We start from the raw sequence: 19,611 nt of genomic DNA, 5'->3' as shown, positions 1-19,611 counted from the left end.
GATAACGCTCATTACCTCTATCTAATGGTCAGGAAAAATGGATTTCAGAAAAAACCGCTCCAACGCTTACGGCACGGAACAGGATGAACTGCCTTATCAGCCCATAACCAGCCGCACAGCAACCCTTTCCGCCGCACCGGCTACGGCGGTCCCGGAAGAGCGCTTCGACGCCGAACGCAGTCAGAAGATCAGCAGCGGCTCCCTGCTCGAGACCCAGGCCGGCCTGATTATCCAGAACCACAACAGCCGCCTCGAAATCGCCGAGTTCAACTGGTTTGGCTACAACTCTAAGACGCTGCAGGTGGGTGAAAAGAGCACCATCAACTTCACCCTCGGCGCCCAGGGCATGTCCGAATTCAGCTTCGACTACTTTGCCCTGCACAACCACACCACCGTGATGAACTTTTACGACGTTAACGGCACCCTGATTGGCTCCGAAAAGCTGCTCTACACCGGCTCCGTCACCGCCAAACAGTTCGTCATTAAAACCCTGAGCTTTACCGCTCCGGCAGGCACGCAGATTGCCCGCGCCGAGCTGGTCACCGGCGACGAGCCCGCCGTCGGCGACTACGGCTTCCACGTCGACAACGTCAGGTGGGCCGCCGCCGGCCCGCTGCCGGTGAACTTCACCTTTGACCTGATGCAGAAGGACACCGGCACCAGCGCCACCGACTTCATTACCAAAGACGGCTCCGCCGGGCGCCAGGTGGAAGGCACCCTGAGCCGCGCCCTCAGCGCGAACGAAACGCTGGAATTCTGGGACGGCAGCAGGTGGGTGGCCGCCAGCGTGAACGGCATACGCTGGCAGGCGCAGGACGGCACCGCGCACGCCGCCGACTGGGAGTACAGGCTGCGCGTGGTGGACGCCGCCGGCAACGCCACGCCGGAGCAGAGCCATCAGGTGGTGCTCGACGTCACGCCGCCGCCGGTGCAGGTTATCTTCGCGCGCATGAGCAGGGACGACGGCGTCGCGGACGACTGGCGCACCGCCGACGGCTCCGCTGGCCGCCTCGTCAGCGGCTCGCTCGACCGCACGCCCGACGCCGGTGACGTCGCCGAATACTCGTACGACGGCGGCAAAACCTGGCATACGCTCACCCTGAATGGGCTGGACTGGTCCTTCACCGACCCCGACGACCACAACGCCGACTGGCAGTATCTGATACGCTTCACCGATATCGCCGGCAACGTCGCCGCTCCGGCGGTGCAGGACGTGGTCCTGCTGCCGCTCGACATCACCCTCTCCTTTGACCGCATGGAAAAAGACACCGGCGCCAGCGACAGCGACTTCATCACCCGCGACGGCTCCGCCGGCCGCCGGGTCGAAGGCACGCTGAGCCGCGAGCTCAACGCCGGCGAAACCCTGCAGTTCTGGAACGGCACCGCGTGGGTGAATGCCACCGCAACCGGCCTCAACTGGCAGGCGCAGGACGACGCGGCGCACGGCGGCAGCTGGACTTACAGGCTGCGCGTGGTCGACGCCACCGGCAGCACGCTTGAGGACCAGCATCAGGACGTGCTGCTCACCCCGCCCTCACCGGTGCGGGTCACCTTTGATTACATGGAGAAGGATGACGGCATCGCCGGCGACTGGCGCACCAGCGACGGCTCCGCCGGACGCCTCGTCAGCGGAAAACTTGACCGCGCGCTCAGCCCCGGCGACGTCGTCGAATACTCTCTCGACGGCGGCGTCAGCTGGCAGATCGCCTCCCTGAACGGCCTCGGCTGGTCCTTCACCGACCCCGCCCCCCACGGCCAGGACTGGGTTTATCTCGTGCGCATCCACGACGTCGCCGGCAATATTGCCGCCCCGGTCAGCCAGACCGCCGTGCTGCTCCCGCCGCCGCCGGTCAGCCTCACCTTCGAGCGCATGGACAAAGACTCCGGCATCAGCGCCACCGACTTCATCACCAATGACGGCAGCGCCGGGCGCCTTGTCGAAGGCACCCTCAGCCGCGCTCTCAGCGCGGGCGAGACGCTGGAGATGTGGGACGGCCAGCGCTGGGTCAGCGTCAGCGTCAGCGGCCTCAGCTGGAGCGCGCTGGACGACGCCGCCCACGCCGCCGACTGGCAGTACAAACTGCGCGTCCTCAACCCCGGCGGCGTCCCGTTCCACGAGCAGACGCAGAACGTGGTGCTCGACCTCGTGCTGCCGGACGCCGCCGCTCTCGCCGGGATGGGCAAAGACAGCGGGCTGGACGTGCAGAACCTTTACACCAGCGACGGCCGCGCCGGGCGCATTTACTGGGGCACCTTCGCCGCCGCGGAAACCGGCGCGCGCGTGGAGGTCACCACCGACGGCGGCCTCACCTGGCACGACGCCCTGACTGATGGCAACAGGTGGAGCTGGCAGGATAACGAAGACCACGGCGCAGACTGGACGGTACAGACGCGCATCACCGACCGCGCGGGCAACACCTACGAAGGCACGCCGCATCAGGTGCGCATGGACGCCACGCCGCCTGATCATCCGGATTTGATTAACCGCGAAGGCGACAGGCTGACCGTCAGCCTGAAGAACAGCGGCGTGGTGGCCGGCGACAGGATTATCGTCCACATCGACGGCAAAAACGCCTTTTACACCCTGACCGCTGCCGATATCCAGGCGGGCCAGGCCGTCGTTACGCTGCCGGCCAACAGCCGCCTGTCGGCGGAGTACCGCGCCGCCTTCATGGACGCGCACGGCAACGTGTCGGACTACTTCTCCCGTACGCCGCTGATCTTCGATTTTGAAGATCAGAAGGCTTTTAATCATCCGGTCAAAAATAAAGCCTATGACTTTGGTTTGTTCAGCATTATTTGGTCTGGCTCATCGGCTAATCATGGAATTACTGGTATTGCTAAAGAACAGGGCATGCAATATCCCACCAATACACTGGGTATAACCTGCGTGGGAGATCCTGTAACGTTGATGCTAAATCATGGTAAAAAAAGCAATAAAATGACCTTCGAGATTAAAGATTTAACGCTCGGGGATATTAGAGTTGAATTCTATGATGATGGAAAATTGGCCTATAACTACACTGCCTACATGCGCAATGGTAAATACCAATATCTGACAGTAGATCTGCCAGCAGGAAAAGAATTTACCTCCATAAAATTTATTCCGGCAACTTCAGGTGATGTTCTGGCTATTGATAACCTGAACTTCTGGGTTTATGACGATAAGATTGTGTCGACTGAAACAACTCAGACCGTGCTTAACGGCGACATTATTTCCGTGGGTGATAACCTGGATAATATCTTCATCGTTAATAAGGTCAGCGACCTGAGCAAAATTGAGATATTCAACGGCAACGGCGGCATCGATACGCTGAAGCTGGCAGGGGCGAATCAGACGCTGGATCTCACCTCTTTCCTCGGCAAGATTCAGTCAATGGAGGTGATCGATATTACCGGCAGCGGCAATAACACCCTCAACCTGTCGCTGGGCGATATTCTGCAACAGGGCGGCAAAGATCTGTTCAACATCTCAGGCAACGTGCAGATGGTGGTGAAAGGCAATGCCGGCGACAAAATAAACCTCTCAGATCTCCTGCCCGACAAAAGTGATGTTGGCGACTGGAGCAGCAGCGGCAACGTTACGGTCGGTGGTGTGACTTACGCCGTCTGGCAGCACAGCGCGCTCGATGCTGAACTGCTGGTACAGAGCGGCGTAACAACCAATCTAATCAATCACTAATCACGCCACTACGCGCAGCAGGAACCTCTTCCACTGCGCGTATTCTCTTTTACCCTCTTCGCCATTTCTTAAGTCTCCCGCGCAAAAATATATTGTCCGGATAACAGACATGTCTGTACGGCGTATTTTTTTTGCCTGTTTAGGATACCGGCCATTATCTCAATTCAATGGTTAAGAAAATGGATTTCAAAAAGAATCGTTACAACCCTTACGGTACCGAGCAGGATGAACTGCCTCAGTCATCCAGCGATATCCTTGATCCGGCCGTTTCCGCCGCACCGGTAACCGATGCTACGTTGCTGGCCTCTGCCTCGCCGATCGGGGAAAGCTTTGATGAAGAGCGCGTACAGAAGGTAGCCATCGGCGCCCAGCTCGAAACTGAGACGGGTTTGATCATCCAGAATCACAATAGTCGCCTTGAAATCGCCGAATTCAACTGGTACGGCTACAACTCCAAAACCCTGCTGGTGGGTGAAAAAAGCACCATCAACTTCAGCCTTGGCTCTCAGGGCATGTCCGAATTTAGCTTTGATTACTTTGCCCTGCATAACCACAGTACGGTGATTAACTTTTACGATGCTGATGGCAACCTTATTGGCAGTGAAAAGCTCTTCTACACCGGCTCCGTCACCGCCAAACAATTTGATATCAAGACCCTCAGCTTCACCGCCCCCGCCGGTATGTTAATTGCCCGCGCAGAGCTCATCACTGGCGATGAGCCGGGTGTCGGTGACTACGGCTTCCACATCGATAACGTAAGCTGGACCTCCGCAGGTTTGATACCGGTTGGATTCACTTTTGACCGCATGGACAAAGACTCCGGCAGCAGCGGCAGCGACTTTATCACCAAAGACGGCTCTGAAGGACGCAGCGTGGAAGGTACGCTGAGCCGCGCCCTCGCCGCCTCCGAAACTCTGCAGTTCTGGGACGGCAGCAAGTGGGTCGATGCCACCGTAACCGGCATGAACTGGCAGGCGCAGGACGATACCGTGCACAGCGCCGACTGGGAGTACAAATTACGTGTCGTTGATGCGGCAGGCAATGCCACGCCGGAGCAGAGTCATCAGGTAGTGCTGGATACCACGCCATCCGACGTGCTGGTTACCTTCGGGCATATGGATAAGGACGATGGTACCGATGCGCGTGACTGGGAAACCACCGACGGCAGCGCCGGACGCACGGTATATGGCTCTCTGAACAAAGCGCTGAGCGCTGGCGACATCATTGAATACTCACTCGACGGCGGTAAAACCTGGCTGGCGCTCAGCGTCGCTGCCGACAACAGCTGGAGCTTTAACGATAACGCCGCTTACACCAGCGACTGGGAATATCAGGTGCGCATTACCGATATCGCCGGCAACGTTACCGTGCCGATCACACAGACGGTGACGCTGGCTGAAATTATGCCCGTCATTACTGAAATGTGGGACAACCACGGCGGTAACGATCTGGTCGCTAATAACGGTTATTCCGACGATCTCATGCCAACGTTGAAAGGCACCGGACAGCCCGGAGCCACGCTCGATGTTTATGCCTTTTACAGCAACGAAAGCAACAGCAAAAAAATAGGATCGGTGCTCGTCAAAGCAGACGGCACATGGGAGTGGACGCCATCAACAGCACTACAGCTGGGTGAAATTACCTTTGATATGGTGACAAAGACAGGACTGGCTTCGGATCCCGTTACGCTCAACCTGGTATCTGCCCCAACCGTCGATAAAGCCTTTGATAATGCCGGGCAGAATACCGACTGGCTGGCTAACGGCGATGCCACCGATGACAGCTCCCCGCGCCTGTACGGTAAAGCGCTGCCTGACAGCCTGGTTTATATCTACGACAACGGTTCACTGATTGACAGCGTTACCGCAGACGCCAGCGGTGCCTGGGAGTGGGAGCACGCCACCGGCATGAGCGTCGGCAGGCACAGCATCACGGTGAAAATGGAGAAAGGCGCGTTCCAGAGCGACTTCTCGCAGCAGTGGGAATTTGAATACGTCAGCATGCAGCCGGTCAGCTTTACCCTTACCAGCATGCAGAAGGATACCGGCAGCAGCCAGACCGACTTCATTACCAAAGATGGTTCAGCCAATCGCGAAGTCACCGGCACGCTCAGCCGCGCACTCTCCGCTACGGAAACGCTGCAGTTCTGGAACGGCAGCGCCTGGGTCAACGCCTCCGTTACCGGCATGAGCTGGAAAGCGCAGGACGCCACGGCGCACAGCGCCGACTGGGAATACAAACTGCGCGTGGTCAACAGCCTCGGTGACGTATCGCCAGAGCAGGATTTTCAGGTGGTATTAGACACCACGCCATCTGACGTGCAGGTCACCTTCGATCACATGACCAAAGATGACGGTAGAGATACTCGAGACTGGAAAACCACCGACGGCAGCGCCGGGCGCACCGTACACGGCACGCTGAACAAAGCGCTGAGCGCCGGAGACATCGCAGAGTACTCACTCGATGGCGGTAAGACCTGGCTGACACTCAGCGTCGCCGCTGACAACAGCTGGAGCTTTAACGACGGCAGTGTGCACACTGGTGACTGGGAATATCAGGTGCGTATCACCGATATTGCCGGCAACGTGACTACTCCGGCGAAACAGGCGGTGACGTTAGAATATGTTGTCCCGACAATAATCGAGGTATGGGATAACGTTGGTGGTAACGATTTAGTGCCTGATAACGGTTATTCCGATGACCTTACGCCAACACTAAAAGGCATCGCTCATCCGGGCCAGCTGTTACATGTTTATGCTGTTTATAATGGCAGTCCTATAGACAGCATTGGTTCGGTTATTGTTAATGCCGACGGGACGTGGGAATTTACGCCTGTAACACCGTTACCACTGGGGGAAGTCTCTTTTGACCTCGTCAGCCTGGACCCAATTTTAATTTCAGCACCGGTCACCATCACTCTGGTCAGTGGCCCAACCGTTGATAAAGCCTTTGATGATGTCGGCCAGAACAAAGACTGGCTGGCTAACGGCGATGCCACCGATGACAGCTCCCCGCGCCTGTACGGTAAAGCGCTGCCTGACAGCCTGGTTTATATCTACGACAACGGTTCACTGATTGACAGCGTTACCGCAGACGCCAGCGGAGCTTGGGAGTGGGAACACGCCACCGGCATGAGCGTCGGCAGGCACAGCATCACGGTGAAAATGGAGAAAGGCGCGTTCCAGAGCGACTTCTCGCAGCCGTGGGAATTTGAATACGTCAGCATGCAGCCGGTCAGCTTTACCCTTACCAGCATGCAGAAGGACACCGGCAGCAGCCAGACCGACTTCATCACCAACGATGGTTCAGCCAACCGCGAAGTCACCGGCACGCTCAGCCGCGCGCTCTCCGCGTCAGAAACGCTGCAGTTCTGGAATGGCAGCGCCTGGGTCAACGCATCCGTTACCGGCATGAGCTGGAAAGCGCAGGACGCCACGGCCCACAGCGCCGACTGGGAATACAAACTGCGCGTGGTCAACAGCCTCGGTGACGTATCGCCAGAGCAGGATTTCCAGGTCGTTCTGGACACCACGCCTTCAGCTGTTCAGGCGTTCTTTGTTGAGATGAGTAAAGACAATGGCACAACTGGCGACTGGCAGACATCCGATGGCAGCGCCGGACGCAGCGTATCAGGCATCTTTGACAAAAAACTCGACACCGGTGATATCGCCGAGTACTCGCTCGATGGCGGTAAGACCTGGCACCCGCTGACGGTAAACAATCTCTTCTGGAGCTTTACCGATAACAACGCGCATACCACCAACTGGGAATATCAGGTGCGCATCACCGATATCGCGGGGAATACCACCACGCCGGTTAAACAAAGCGTGATACTTGGCGACGCAGCTCCAGCTATTACTGAAGTTTGGGATGACGTAGGTGGCAGTAATGTCGTGCTGCAGAATGGTTATTCGGATGACCTTACCCCAAGGCTCAAAGGTACGGGTACACCGGGGGATAAGATTTTTATATTCCTGCTGGATAAAAGTGGAACGGGAACCGGGCATATATTTGCCAAACCTTATCCTGTTGTGGACAGCAAAGGTAACTGGGAATGGACATCACCCACGCCATGGCCGCTGGGTAAAACGGAAGTAATCGCAATAAGTCAGAAATCAGGCGCTGAATCAGCGATTTACACTTTCAATCTCGTTGAAGGCCCAACCATTGAAAAAGCCTTTGATGACGCCGGGCAAACCTCAGAATGGCTGACTAACGGCGCAACCACCGATGACAGCGCGCCACGTTTGTATGGCAAAGCGCTAGCGGGCAGCCTTGTCTATATCTACGACAACGGCAAGCTGATAAGCAGCGTCACAGCGGATACCAATGGAGCCTGGGAGTGGGAACATGCCACAGGCATGAGCGTCGGCAAGCACAGCATCACGGTGAAAATGGAGAAAGACGCCTTCCAGAGCGACTTCTCCCCTCCGTGGGACTTTGAGTACATCAACATTCAGCCGATCACCTTCACGCTCACGAGCATGGAGAAAGATACCGGTATCAGTCAGACCGACCTGATAACCAATGATGGCTCAGCCAACCGTGAAGTTGTAGGCAAGATCAGCCGCAAACTCGTCGCTGGTGAAACGCTGCAGTTCTGGAATGGCAGCGCCTGGATTAATGCCACTGTCACCGGTAAGAACTGGAAAGCACAGGATGCGACCGCGCACACAGCCGACTGGATCTATAAATTGCGCGTTGTTGATGCTGATGGGAATTTCTCGCCGGAGAAAGAGTTCCAGGTCATTTATGACATCACGCCTTCAGATAACAATCCAAAATTTGAATATATGGAGAAAGATGATGGCGTGGGAGCTCGAGACTGGATAACCAGCGATGGCAGTAAAAATCGCCTGGTTCACGGTTCACTCGCTAAGCCACACAGCTCAGGTGATAGGGTTGAATACTCGCTTGATGGCGGGAAAACCTGGAAGGAAGCCACGCTATATGGCTCGGCGGCATGGCGGTTCACCGATGATAAAGTACACACCAGCAACTGGGAATATCAGGTGCGCACTGTTGATGTCGCCGGGAATGTTTCAGTGCCAGTGAAGCAAACTGTGACACTCGAAATTAAAGCAAGCTTCGAAGTTTGGGATTACGTGGGTGGCAGCGATAAAGTGCCAGAGAACGGATATTCTGATGACCAGCAGCCGACGATCAAAGGTACCGCAACGCCCAACAAAAAAATCGACGTATATATCGTGGATAAAAACTCGAGAGCGTTAGACCAAGGTACTGTAATCGTGTCCAGTGATGGCCAATGGGAATGGAAGCCTACTGTGATCATTCCGCCTGGTGATGTATTTGTTGCTATTCACGGAATATCTCCAGAGGTTTATTACCCCATAACCATCGTTGCGCCACCGACCATTGAGAAAGCCTTCGATGATGTCAAAAATGTCGCACTTCCTTCAGGTGCCACTAGCGCAGACTGGAGTCCCGAATTTGCAGGTAAAGCACACCCTAAAAGTGTGGTTTACATCTATGATGGCGCCACTCGTATCGATAGTGTTAAAGCTGACGCCAAAGGTGATTGGGAATGGGAATATGCGGGTGGCCTGAGTGTCGGCTTACATAAAATCAATGTGAAAATGGGAGTGGGAACCTTCCTGAGTTCCTCGTCTGCTGACTGGGAATTTATCTATGCCAATAACGTTACCATCAAGCTTTCGCAAATGGATAAGGATACGGGTACCAGCCAAACCGACTTCATTACCAATGATGGAACCGCAGGACGTAATGTAACGGGCACGCTCAGTAAAGCACTGGGCGCAGGTGAAACCCTGAACTTCTGGAACGGCGTTTCCTGGTCTAAAGCCACTGTCACCGGTACAACATGGACGGCAAGGGATAATGCTGCGCACTCAGGTAACTGGCAATATAAGCTTCAGGTCGCTGACAGCAAAAATAATGTTCTCGCTGAGCAGAGTAAAAATGTGGTGTTGGATAAATCTACTACCGCACCCGCCATAGAAACGGCATCTGTCACCTGGGATAATTGGGGTGGTTACGTAGGCCATTACGGTAAAACCAAAGATCGTACGCCAACCCTTGAAGGCCATGTTGAAAAAGGGGCCACGGTAACCATTCAATATGGCATTGATAATGGTGCCTGGTTAGGAACAGCGACCGTGCAGGCCGATACCATTAATGGGAGTTGGTTCTGGACACCGGCGACACCTTTATATGATGAAGCCTGGGACTTCCGCATTCAGTACACCGATCAAGCCGGTAATACCAGCGCGTGGTCACCCCAATTCACCATCGTTATTGATAACAAGTCGACCTTCTCCGTCAACGACATTGCTGTAAATGCCGAATGGGATGGAAGTGGCATCCATGGCGTAACGTTGGATGATAATGCTCCACTGGCGATTAACACGCTGAACATAACCGGCAGCAATCAATCACTTGATCTGTCAGCACTGCAAAAAAGTTTATCTACCCTCAACACCATTGATCTCAGTGGCGACGGTGATAATCAGCTAACACTCAGTGCCGAAGATGTGCTGGCTCTGGGACAGCATGCCCTGTTCATTGATGATGATAAGAAGCAGATTCAGGTGAAGGGTAACGAAGGTGATAGCGCGATTTTGGCCCGTCAGCTGGAAAACTTTGATGCTAACGAATGGGTAGTGGCCAAGGGCACTATTACCTCTTCAGGCGTTGAGTATCACGTGTGGCACAATCAAAACTCAGATGTTGAAATTTTGATTCAGGCCGGATTGAAAACGGAACTCATGTAATGTGCGGGTCGCCATTAATAGCGTAATGCTCGTCAGTTAAGCGTCTTTCGGTCACCATAAATGGCGACCCTACAAAGGATTGGCGCGTTTTTCGTAGGGTGCGCATTTATGCGCACCCTGCAGAATCACCAGCAATTTTCATCGCTAATCGGCAAAACTCAATAATAACGACCAATATTGATTTGGACCTCTAAGCGTCTGGATTGCCCTGAATTGTTATCCTGTTTATAGTGACGACAACACAAGGTGACTCCGCAACGACATTCGCGCTTAAGGCCATAAACAATGACGCAGCACAACCTGATCCCCGAGAGCAAATTACCGGCGCTCGGTACCACCATTTTTACGCAAATGAGCGCACTCGCGCAGCAATACAACGCCATCAATCTCTCGCAAGGTTTCCCCGATTTCGACGGCCCACGCTACCTGCAACAACGTCTGGCCTTCCACGTCAGCCAGGGCGCCAATCAATACGCTCCAATGATAGGAACATTGCCACTGCGTGAAGCGATTGTTGAGAAAACCGCTGCGCTTTACGACCACACGCCTGACGTTAACAGCGATATCACCATCACCGCAGGCGCGACCGAAGCGCTCTACGCCGCGATTACCGCACTGGTGCGTCCCGGTGACGAAGTGATCTGCTTCGACCCAAGCTACGACAGCTACGCGCCTGCCGTGCAGCTGGCGGGCGGCGTGTTAAAACGCATCGCCCTGCAGCCGCCGGGTTTCCGCGTTGACTGGCACGAATTCCGTAGCCTGCTGAGCAGCAAAACCCGCTTAGTGATTCTGAACACACCACACAATCCTTCCGCTACCGTGTGGCACAAAAGCGATTACGCCGAGCTGTGGCAGGCAATTGCAGAGCAGGAAATCTATGTGCTGAGCGATGAAGTGTATGAGCACATCTGTTTCGCCGAAGCGGGCCACGCCAGCGTATTGGCGCATGCTGAACTGCGTCAACGTTCGATTGCGGTATCGTCATTTGGCAAGACCTTCCACATGACCGGCTGGAAAGTGGGTTACTGCATCGCACCGGCGGCGATCAGCGCTGAAATCCGCAAAGTGCATCAGTATCTGACTTTCTCGGTGAACACACCGGCGCAACTGGCGATTGCCGATATGCTGCGTCAGGAACCTGAGCACTATCGTGAACTGCCAGAGTTCTACCGCGCGCGCCGCGATCGCTTTATTCAGAAGCTCTCCGCCAGCCGATTCAAGGTGCTGCCGTGTGAAGGCACTTATTTCCTGCTGGTGGATTACAGCGCGATTTCCGATCTGGATGACGTGAGTTTCTGCCAGATGCTGACCAAAGAAGTCGGCGTGGCGGCGATTCCGCTGTCGGTATTCTGCGCCGAACCCTTCCCGCACAAGCTGATTCGCCTGTGCTTTGCCAAACAAGAGGCGACACTCGACGCCGCTGCGGAGCGCCTATGTCAGCTTTAAAAATTACCGTTCTGCAGGAAACCCTGAGCTGGATGGATGGCGCAGCCAACCTGCGTCACTTCGATGGCGTGCTGAAAGGCATTGAAGGCCGCGACATCATTCTGTTGCCGGAGATGTTCACCACCGGTTTTGCTATGGAAGCCGCCGAAAGTTCGCTGCCGCAGGATCAAGTCGTCGCCTGGCTGCACGCGCACGCACAAACCAGCAACGCGCTAGTCGGCGGCAGTGCGGCGATCCAGACGGAAAAAGGCGCGGTAAACCGCTTCTTGCTGGTCGAACCGAACGGCACGCTGCATCAGTACGACAAGCGTCATCTGTTCCGCATGGCCAATGAACATCAGCATTATGTGGCGGGCGAAACGCGTGAAGTGTTTGAGTGGCGCGGCTGGCGTATTCTGCCGCAAATTTGCTACGACCTTCGCTTCCCGGTGTTTTCCCGCAATCACAATGATTATGATTTGGCGCTGTATGTCGCTAACTGGCCGGCACCGCGCGCCTTGCACTGGCAGTCGCTGCTGTTAGCGCGTGCCATTGAAAATCAGGCTTATGTTGCAGGTTGTAACCGCGTCGGCAGCGATGGCAATCAGCATCAATACAGTGGGGATAGCCGGATCATTTCGCCACAGGGTGAGATTCTGGCGGCTGGCGAGCCGTTTGCGCGCGCGCGTCTGGATGCGGAGTTGTCACTCGAAGAGTTGCAAGCTTACCGTGAGCGTTTTCCGGCATGGCGCGACGCAGATAACTTTACCTTATAAAACAACGCAGGGAGATGTTCCCTGCGTTTCAATGCACTATCCCAGCAAATTCAACGCCATTTTCGCGATGCCATTGCCTTGATTTAACATTGCCTGGCTGCTTTGCATCAGCATGTTCATGCGTGTCATTTTCGTCACTTCCATGGCGTAATCTGCATCGACAATAGTACCGATGTTAATATCGGTGTTGTCGCGCATATTACTTAGGTTAGCGTCGGTGTACTGCAAACGGTTGATATTAGAACCGAAATCACTGCGTACTGACTGCACTTTTTCCAACGCTTCACTGACAAGATCAATGTTGTCGTTCGCCGTTGTCGCATCTTCCAGCGCACCTGGGTTACCCGGAACGGTCACCAGGTTTAACATCGCATCCACAGAACCCTGCAGCTTGCTATCCAGGTTTACTTTCAGCACTTCATCACTTGAGCTACCAATCTGGAATTGCACGGTAGAAGTGAACTTGCCTTTTACTTCCGGCGGGATCACGCTCTGCAATAACGGCTCAGATCCGTAACGAGTATTACGCATGATGTTATCCATTTCGCTGAACAACGCGTCGTACTCTGACTGCATCGCACTACGATCTTCAGCGCTGAAACTGTCATCGGCTGCCTGAGTAGAGAGCTCCTTCATGCGCTGCAGCACGTTGGTCACCTCTTCCAGCGCGCCTTCACCCAGCGACATCATCGCACTCGAACGCGCGATATTGTGCTTCGCCACGGTCATGCCATTGGATTGTGACTGCAAGCGGGTGGCGATTTGCAGACCTGCCGCATCATCAGCCGCACTGTTAATACGTTTGCCGGTTCCCAAACGCTGCATGGCAACGCTCAGCGCATCAGTGGCTTTGCCCAGCGATCGAGTTGAAGTCATGCTTATAGCATTGGTATACATCGATATTTTCATAATTATTTATCCTACTGTTGTTGCTCCGTTGTGGGCCTTTTGCGCACCTACTTAAGAGCGTCACAGGAGTGAGCGTATTTTAGTGTTCGAATCCTTTAAGAACCGGTTTGAGTCAGGTCTTACGATTTTCGCCCGAGCAGGCAGCATTATTACGCTGTTTTTTTAGCGTAAAATTTCAATAATCTCGACATTAAGTGAAATAACAGCAAAAAATAAGGCAGCCACTTTCGGCTGCCTTGCTTTGAAGTTGAATAGCTTCTGCTGGTGATTACAGCTCGAAGCGATCCAGATTCATCACTTTGGTCCATGCGGCGACGAAGTCAGTCACGAACTTCTGCTTCGCATCGCTGCTGGCATAAACCTCGGCCAACGCGCGCAGGATAGCGTTCGATCCAAACACTAAGTCGGCACGTGTGGCGCTAAACTTAACTTCACCGTTCAGACGATCGCGGCCTTCAAACAGCTCTTCGCTTTCGTCGGTGGCTTTCCACGCGGTGCGCATGTCGAGCAGATTGACGAAGAAGTCATTGCTCAGCACGCCAACGCGGTCAGTGAACACGCCGTGCTGGCCGCCGTCAAAGTTAGTGCCGAGAACACGCAGACCACCAATCAACACCGTCAATTCTGGCGCGCTCAGCGTCAGCTGCTGTGCTTTATCTAACAGCAACGTTTCGGTTGAAGAACCTTTCGGGCTGCGACGATAGTTGCGGAAACCATCGGCCAGCGGCTGCAGGAAGTTGAACGACTCAACGTCGGTTTGATCCTGACGCGCATCAACACGGCCCGGCGTAAACGGCACTTGCGTTGCCACGCCAGCGGCTGAAGCGGCCAGTTCGATACCTACGCTTCCCGCCAGCACAATCACATCGGCCAGCGAGGCTTTGCCTGATTCCTGCTGAATCTTCTGCAAGGTTGGCAGCACATCATTGATTACGCTGGCATTCACCGCCCAATCTTTTTGCGGCGCTAATGCCAGACGCGCGCCGTTGGCACCGCCACGTTTGTCGCCGCCACGGAAGGTTGAAGCTGAAGCCCAGGCCACTGAAACCAGCTGGCTGACGCTCAAACCTGAAGCAGCAATGCGCGCTTTAATCTCGCTGATATCGGCCGGCGTTGGCTGATGAATCGCCTGCGGTAACGGATCCTGCCACAGCAGATCTTCCTTCGGCACTTCCGGACCGATGTAACGCGCTTTTGGTCCCATATCGCGGTGCGTCAGTTTGAACCACGCGCGGGCAAAGGCTTCATTGAACGCCTGCGGATCGTTGAGGAAGCGGCGCGAAATCTTGCCGAACTCTTCGTCAAAACGCAGCGTCAGATCGGTTACCAGCATGGTGGGTTTACGTTTTTTCTCCGGATCAAACGGATCCGGGATAATCGCTTCCGCATCAACCGCTTCGAACTGGATTGCGCCCGCTGGGCTGTGCGTCTGTACCCATTCGTATTTGAACAGGTTCTCAAAGAAGTAGTTGCTCCACTGCGTTGGGGTTTGCGTCCACACCACTTCCAGACCCGAAGTGATGGCATCTTTACCTACGCCGCTGCCGTAGCTGCTGGTCCAGCCAAGGCCCTGCGCTTCAATCGGTGACTCTTCCGGATCAACGCCAACGTGGCTGGCTTCTGCCGCGCCGTGGGTTTTACCCAAGGTATGGCCGCCAGCAATCAGCGCCACGATCTCTTCGTCGTTCATGCCCATGTTGCCGAAGGTGGCACGAATTGCTGGTGCTGCGGATTTAGGATCGCCGCTGGCTTCCGGACCTTCGGGGTTGACGTAGATCAGGCCCATTTCAGTGGCGCCCAGCGGTGCATTGGCAAGCGCTTCTGGATGGCGATGCGCCAGCCATTCGGTTTCGTGGCCCCAATCCACATCCATATCCGGTTCCCACACGTCTTCACGACCGGCACCAAAGCCGAAGGTGCGGAATCCCGCGTTTTCCAGCGAGACGTTGCCCGCCAGAATGTAGAGATCGGCCCAGGAAATTTTCTGACCGTACTTCTGCTTCACCGGCCACAGCAGGCGACGCGCTTTATCGAGGCTGACGTTATCCGGCCACGAGTTCAGCGGAGCGAAACGCTGCTGACCACGACCAGAACCGCCGCGACCATCGATGGTGCGATAGGTACCCGCGCTGTGCCACGCCATGCGAATGAACAGCCCAATATAGCTGCCCCAGTCGGCTGGCCACCAGGATTGCGAATCGGTGAGAAGTGCGCGGATATCGGCTTTTAATGCGGAGTAATCCAGCTTGCTGAATTCGTCGCGGTAGTTGAAGTTGTCACTAAGTGGGTTGGAACGGTTGGAGTGCTGGTTTAACAGGTCGACGCGTAACATATTGGGCCACCAGTCGCGGTTAGATGTCCCGCCACCGGCGCCGCGCGCCAGAACACTTTTCTCTTCAGACGCCCCGTGATGAAAGGGGCATTTACCTGCGGCTGCTGCATTATCGTTATTGTCGTGCGTGCTCATGTTTATCGGCTCCATTGGCTTCACATTGCTTTCTTATATGCGACTAAGATTAGCTGCACTTTAGCCAAGAATATATTTGGATGAACCGAAGGTTTTGATAGTTACTGGCTTTCAAGCGCAGCGCGTGATGCGCTTCGCAAAATGGGTGTGGACCAGGTCGCCATGAATGGCGACCCTACAAGGGCCAGATATGGGAATTTATGCGGCAATAGGCCGGTTTCGGTTTTGTAGGGTGCGCATTTATGCGCACCGGCCGTGATTAAACGCGGATCAGCTGCCGCGATAGGTCGACCACGACCACGGCGAGATAAGAAACGGCAGATGATAATGGCTGCCTGCGGCACCAATCACAAAATCGATCTGCGCGCTCACATAAAGCGCATCGCGCCCTTCGGCAGCAAAGTAGTCGCCGATCTCCGCCGTCAAACGATAATGACCCGGTGCCAGCGGTTCGGGCGTCAGATCTTTGATGCGTCCGTCGCTGTCGGTTTTCCCTTCCACCAGCGGCAGCCAGCCTTCCGGGCTATTTTGCTCGAGCGAAACCGCCACGCCAATCGCCGGTTTGCCCAGCGCGTTATCGAGAATATGCGTCGTAATGGTGCTCATGTGATGCTCTCCTTTAGCCGCAACAGGGTAATTTCACGCAGCTGCGCCAGCGCTTCACGCTGTTCACTCGCTGCATCGTTGTTAAGCCGACGCTGCAATTCCGCCAGCATCTCTTCGCCGCTGCGCCCTTTGGCGCGAATCAGAAACACTCGGCCAAACCGCTGCTCATAGGTTTGATTGCCCGCCAGCATCGCCAATTGCAACGCACCGTCCGCCTGCTGCATAGCCGACTGCTCACTGCGCGACAGCGTGGCCTCTTTGTCCGCGCCCGCCACTTTGTCGCCAATGCGCGGATGGGCACTCAGCGCCTGCTCAAGCTCAGCGGCTTGCCAACACTGCGCCAGGCGATCGGCTTCTGCCTGCAAAGCCGCAACGTCGGCATAAGGCCGTGCCGCCACCAGCGCCTGTTGCCAGCCGGGAATCGCCACGCAGTGGGCAATCGCCGCCTGCGCGGCTTCAGGTGACAACTGATTAAAGCTGATCAAATCCATCGTTATTCCTTCGCGCGTGCAATATCGCAAACCGCTTGCAGATAGGCCTGCACGCCCAGCGCCACATCAGCGGTTTGTACCGATTCCGCCGGATGATGGCTGATGCCGCGATGGTTGCGCACAAACAGCATGCCAACCGGCCAGCGCTCGGCGATAGCAATCGCATCGTGTCCCGCGCCGCTTGGCAGCGACAGGCTGCGCCCTTGCACGGTTTCAACCGCGTGGCTCAGCGCCTGCTGCAAGCACGCATCACAGGCGGTGGCGGCAATCTGGTAATACGTGTTGGAGCTGAAGGTTAAGCCGCGACGCAGCGCAATCGCCTGCGCCTGAGTGAGCAGCGTGGAGAGCAAACGCTCCAGCGGCTCATCCTGCGGACCGCGCACGTCGAGCGACAGCTGTACTTCACCGGGAATCACGTTGACCGCGCCCGGCAAGCAGCTCAGCGTGCCGACGGTCGCCACCAGCTGCGGATCATGCTCCTGCGTGGTGTGTTCAATAAACACCATCCATTCGGCGGCAGCGGCCAGCGCATCTTTGCGATGCGTCATCGGCACGGTGCCCGCATGGCCGGCTTCACCGATAAAACTGCAATTCAGACGACGCGCGCCGTTGATTGCCGTCACCACGCCCAACGCCAAATCTTCCTGCTCAAGGCACGGACCTTGCTCGATATGCAGTTCCAGATAGGCGGCGATCTCATTGACATCACGCGCCGCATCGAGAATTTTCGCCGCATCGAAGCCGACATCCTGCATCGCTTCCGCCACCGTGATGCCATTGCCATCCGGATGCGTCACCCAGCTTTCCGGCCAGCTGCCGGTCATGCCACGGCTGCCGAGCAGCGTAATGCCGAAGCGCGTGCCCTCTTCGTCGCCGAAGCCGACAATCTCAATCGCCAGCGGTAAACGCTGCTGCCGATCGTGCAGCCACTGCACGGTTTCGATAGCGCTTAACACGCCGAGCATGCCGTCATAGCGACCGGCGTTGCGCACCGTATCCAGATGCGAACCGAGCAGCAGCGCCTGCGCGCCCGGCTGCGCCGCTTCGTAGCGACCGCAAATGTTGCCCACCGCATCCTGCCAGGTCGTCATGCCCGCAGCCTGCATCCAATCGCCGACGCACGCGTTGGCGCGCAGCTGTTCCGGCGACAGATAAACGCGCGTCAGGCCATCTTCGCTTTCACTGATCTCAGCCAGCGCATCACAGCGCGCCATGACGCGAGCGGCGGCGATCTGCGCCTCGCTGGCGGTCATCAGGCTTTTATTCATGCGCGGCTCCCGTAAAGATCCCACGCCGCCTGCATCGCTGCGCCTTGCGTGGTGCGGAAACCCACATGATTCAGCACCGCTTCCAGCGCGCTTAAGGTCATCATCACGCAATCTTTACGCGCGTTGTAACCCATGGTTCCGATGCGCCACACTTTGCCGTGCAGTGGACCAAACGAAGTGCCGATCTCGATACCGAAATCTTCCAGCACCAGCTTACGCACCTGATCGCCATTCACACCCTGCGGGATCACCACGCCGAGCACGTTATTCATCTTGTGTTTTAAATCGCCAAAGGTTTCGAGGCCCATGCCCTGAATGCCTTTCAGCAGCGCATCGCCGTGCAGCTTGTGGCGCGCGATGCCGTTATCTAATCCTTCCTGCATCATCAGACGCGCACATTCACGCGCGCCAAACAGCGCGGTAGTGGCTTCAGTGTGGTGATTAAGGCGTTCCGGGCCCCAGTAATCCATGATCATGCCGAGATCGAAATAGTTGGAGTAGATCATCTCGTCATCGCCATCCTGATGATCGGCGGTGCGGATGCCCTCTTCCACGCATTTGCGCTTGCGGATCACCGCTTCCATCTGCGGGCTCAGGGTGATCGGCGAGGTGCCGGACGGTCCGCCGAGGCACTTCTGCATGCCAGCCGATACCGCATCCAGGCCCCACGCATCGGTTTTCAGCGCATTGCCGCCGAGCGACGCGGTGGCATCGGTATAGAACAGCACGCCATATTTCTGGCAGATCGCGCCCAGCTCTTCCAGCGGCTGCAGCATGGTGGTGGACGTATCGCCCTGCACGGTCAGCAGCAGGCGCGGCTGCACTTTTATGATCGCGTCTTCGATCTGATCCGGCGTAAACACTTCGCCCCACGGCACTTCAATGGTGTGCACTTCCGCGCGGCAGCGGCGGGCGATTTCACACAGCAAATGACCGAAACGGCCAAATACCGGCACCAGCACTTTGTCGCCCGGACGGATCGCCGACAGCAGAATCGCTTCGATACCGGCGCGTGAAGTGCCGTCGATCAGCATCGTCCAGCGGTTTTCAGTGCGGAATACGCCACGGTACAGCGCCATCACTTCGTTCATGTAGTGCGTCATCGCCGGATCGTACTGGCCAATCAGCTGGCTCGACATGGCGCGCAGCACGCGCGGATCGGCGTTGATCGGGCCCGGTCCCATCAGTAGACGCTGGGGCGGATTGATTTGCGAAAATTGGCTGATATCCATGTT

General features: G+C 56.1%; 10 protein-coding genes. 4 read left to right on the top strand and 6 right to left on the bottom strand.

All coding sequences use genetic code 11. The features are described 5' to 3' along the window. Positions 1-37 precede the first annotated feature (37 nt). From ACXIZX_RS03580 to ACXIZX_RS03565, 4 genes are all read left to right on the top strand, one after another. A complete protein-coding gene (locus ACXIZX_RS03580; RefSeq protein ID WP_479403605.1) occupies positions 38-3,682 on the top strand; it encodes a hypothetical protein in 3,645 nt (1,214 codons plus the stop codon). A gap of 179 nt (positions 3,683-3,861) precedes the next feature. Then, on the top strand, positions 3,862-10,434 hold the full coding sequence (locus ACXIZX_RS03575) for an Ig-like domain-containing protein (protein WP_479403604.1): 6,573 nt from the start codon (positions 3,862-3,864) through the stop codon (positions 10,432-10,434). A 285-nt stretch (positions 10,435-10,719) separates the two neighbouring features. Then, complete coding sequence (locus tag ACXIZX_RS03570; protein WP_479403603.1) at positions 10,720-11,880, top strand: pyridoxal phosphate-dependent aminotransferase; 1,161 nt, start codon at positions 10,720-10,722, stop codon at positions 11,878-11,880. Then, positions 11,868-12,635 carry an amidohydrolase gene (locus tag ACXIZX_RS03565; protein ID WP_479403602.1) on the top strand — a complete coding sequence of 256 codons (768 nt, stop codon included), beginning with the start codon at positions 11,868-11,870 and terminating at the stop codon, positions 12,633-12,635. Before ACXIZX_RS03570 ends, ACXIZX_RS03565 begins: the two co-directional genes overlap by 13 nt. Before the next feature lie 36 nt (positions 12,636-12,671). Here the strand turns inward: ACXIZX_RS03565 and ACXIZX_RS03560 are convergent, their stop codons facing one another. The 6 genes from ACXIZX_RS03560 to ACXIZX_RS03535 all read right to left on the bottom strand — a co-directional run bounded on the left by ACXIZX_RS03560 (position 12,672) and on the right by ACXIZX_RS03535 (position 19,608). Then, entirely contained in the window at positions 12,672-13,532 is an 861-nt protein-coding gene (locus ACXIZX_RS03560; RefSeq protein ID WP_479404842.1) for a flagellin N-terminal helical domain-containing protein, read from the bottom strand. A 280-nt stretch (positions 13,533-13,812) separates the two neighbouring features. Next, entirely contained in the window at positions 13,813-16,011 is a 2,199-nt protein-coding gene (gene katG / locus ACXIZX_RS03555) for a catalase/peroxidase HPI (RefSeq protein ID WP_154195080.1), read from the bottom strand. A 270-nt stretch (positions 16,012-16,281) separates the two neighbouring features. Continuing rightward, the gene (gene uraH, locus ACXIZX_RS03550) at positions 16,282-16,617 is read right to left on the bottom strand and encodes a hydroxyisourate hydrolase (protein WP_479403601.1); all 336 of its coding nucleotides are present in this window, start codon (positions 16,615-16,617) and stop codon (positions 16,282-16,284) included. After that, positions 16,614-17,108: a 2-oxo-4-hydroxy-4-carboxy-5-ureidoimidazoline decarboxylase gene (uraD, locus tag ACXIZX_RS03545; protein WP_479403600.1), complete on the bottom strand. Its 495-nt coding sequence runs from the start codon at positions 17,106-17,108 to the stop codon at positions 16,614-16,616. The genes uraH and uraD overlap by 4 nt, the downstream gene beginning before the upstream one ends. 2 nt (positions 17,109-17,110) lie before the next feature. Beyond that, positions 17,111-18,376 carry an allantoate amidohydrolase gene (gene hpxK, locus ACXIZX_RS03540; protein WP_479403599.1) on the bottom strand — a complete coding sequence of 422 codons (1,266 nt, stop codon included), beginning with the start codon at positions 18,374-18,376 and terminating at the stop codon, positions 17,111-17,113. After that, entirely contained in the window at positions 18,373-19,608 is a 1,236-nt protein-coding gene (locus ACXIZX_RS03535) for a pyridoxal-phosphate-dependent aminotransferase family protein (protein ID WP_479403598.1), read from the bottom strand. Before ACXIZX_RS03535 ends, hpxK begins: the two co-directional genes overlap by 4 nt. Positions 19,609-19,611 lie beyond the last annotated feature (3 nt).

This window comes from Candidatus Pantoea symbiotica, from assembly GCF_056491525.1.
The sequence above is the reverse complement of the archived record's forward strand: the minus strand, read 5'-3'. Positions and strand labels throughout refer to the sequence as shown.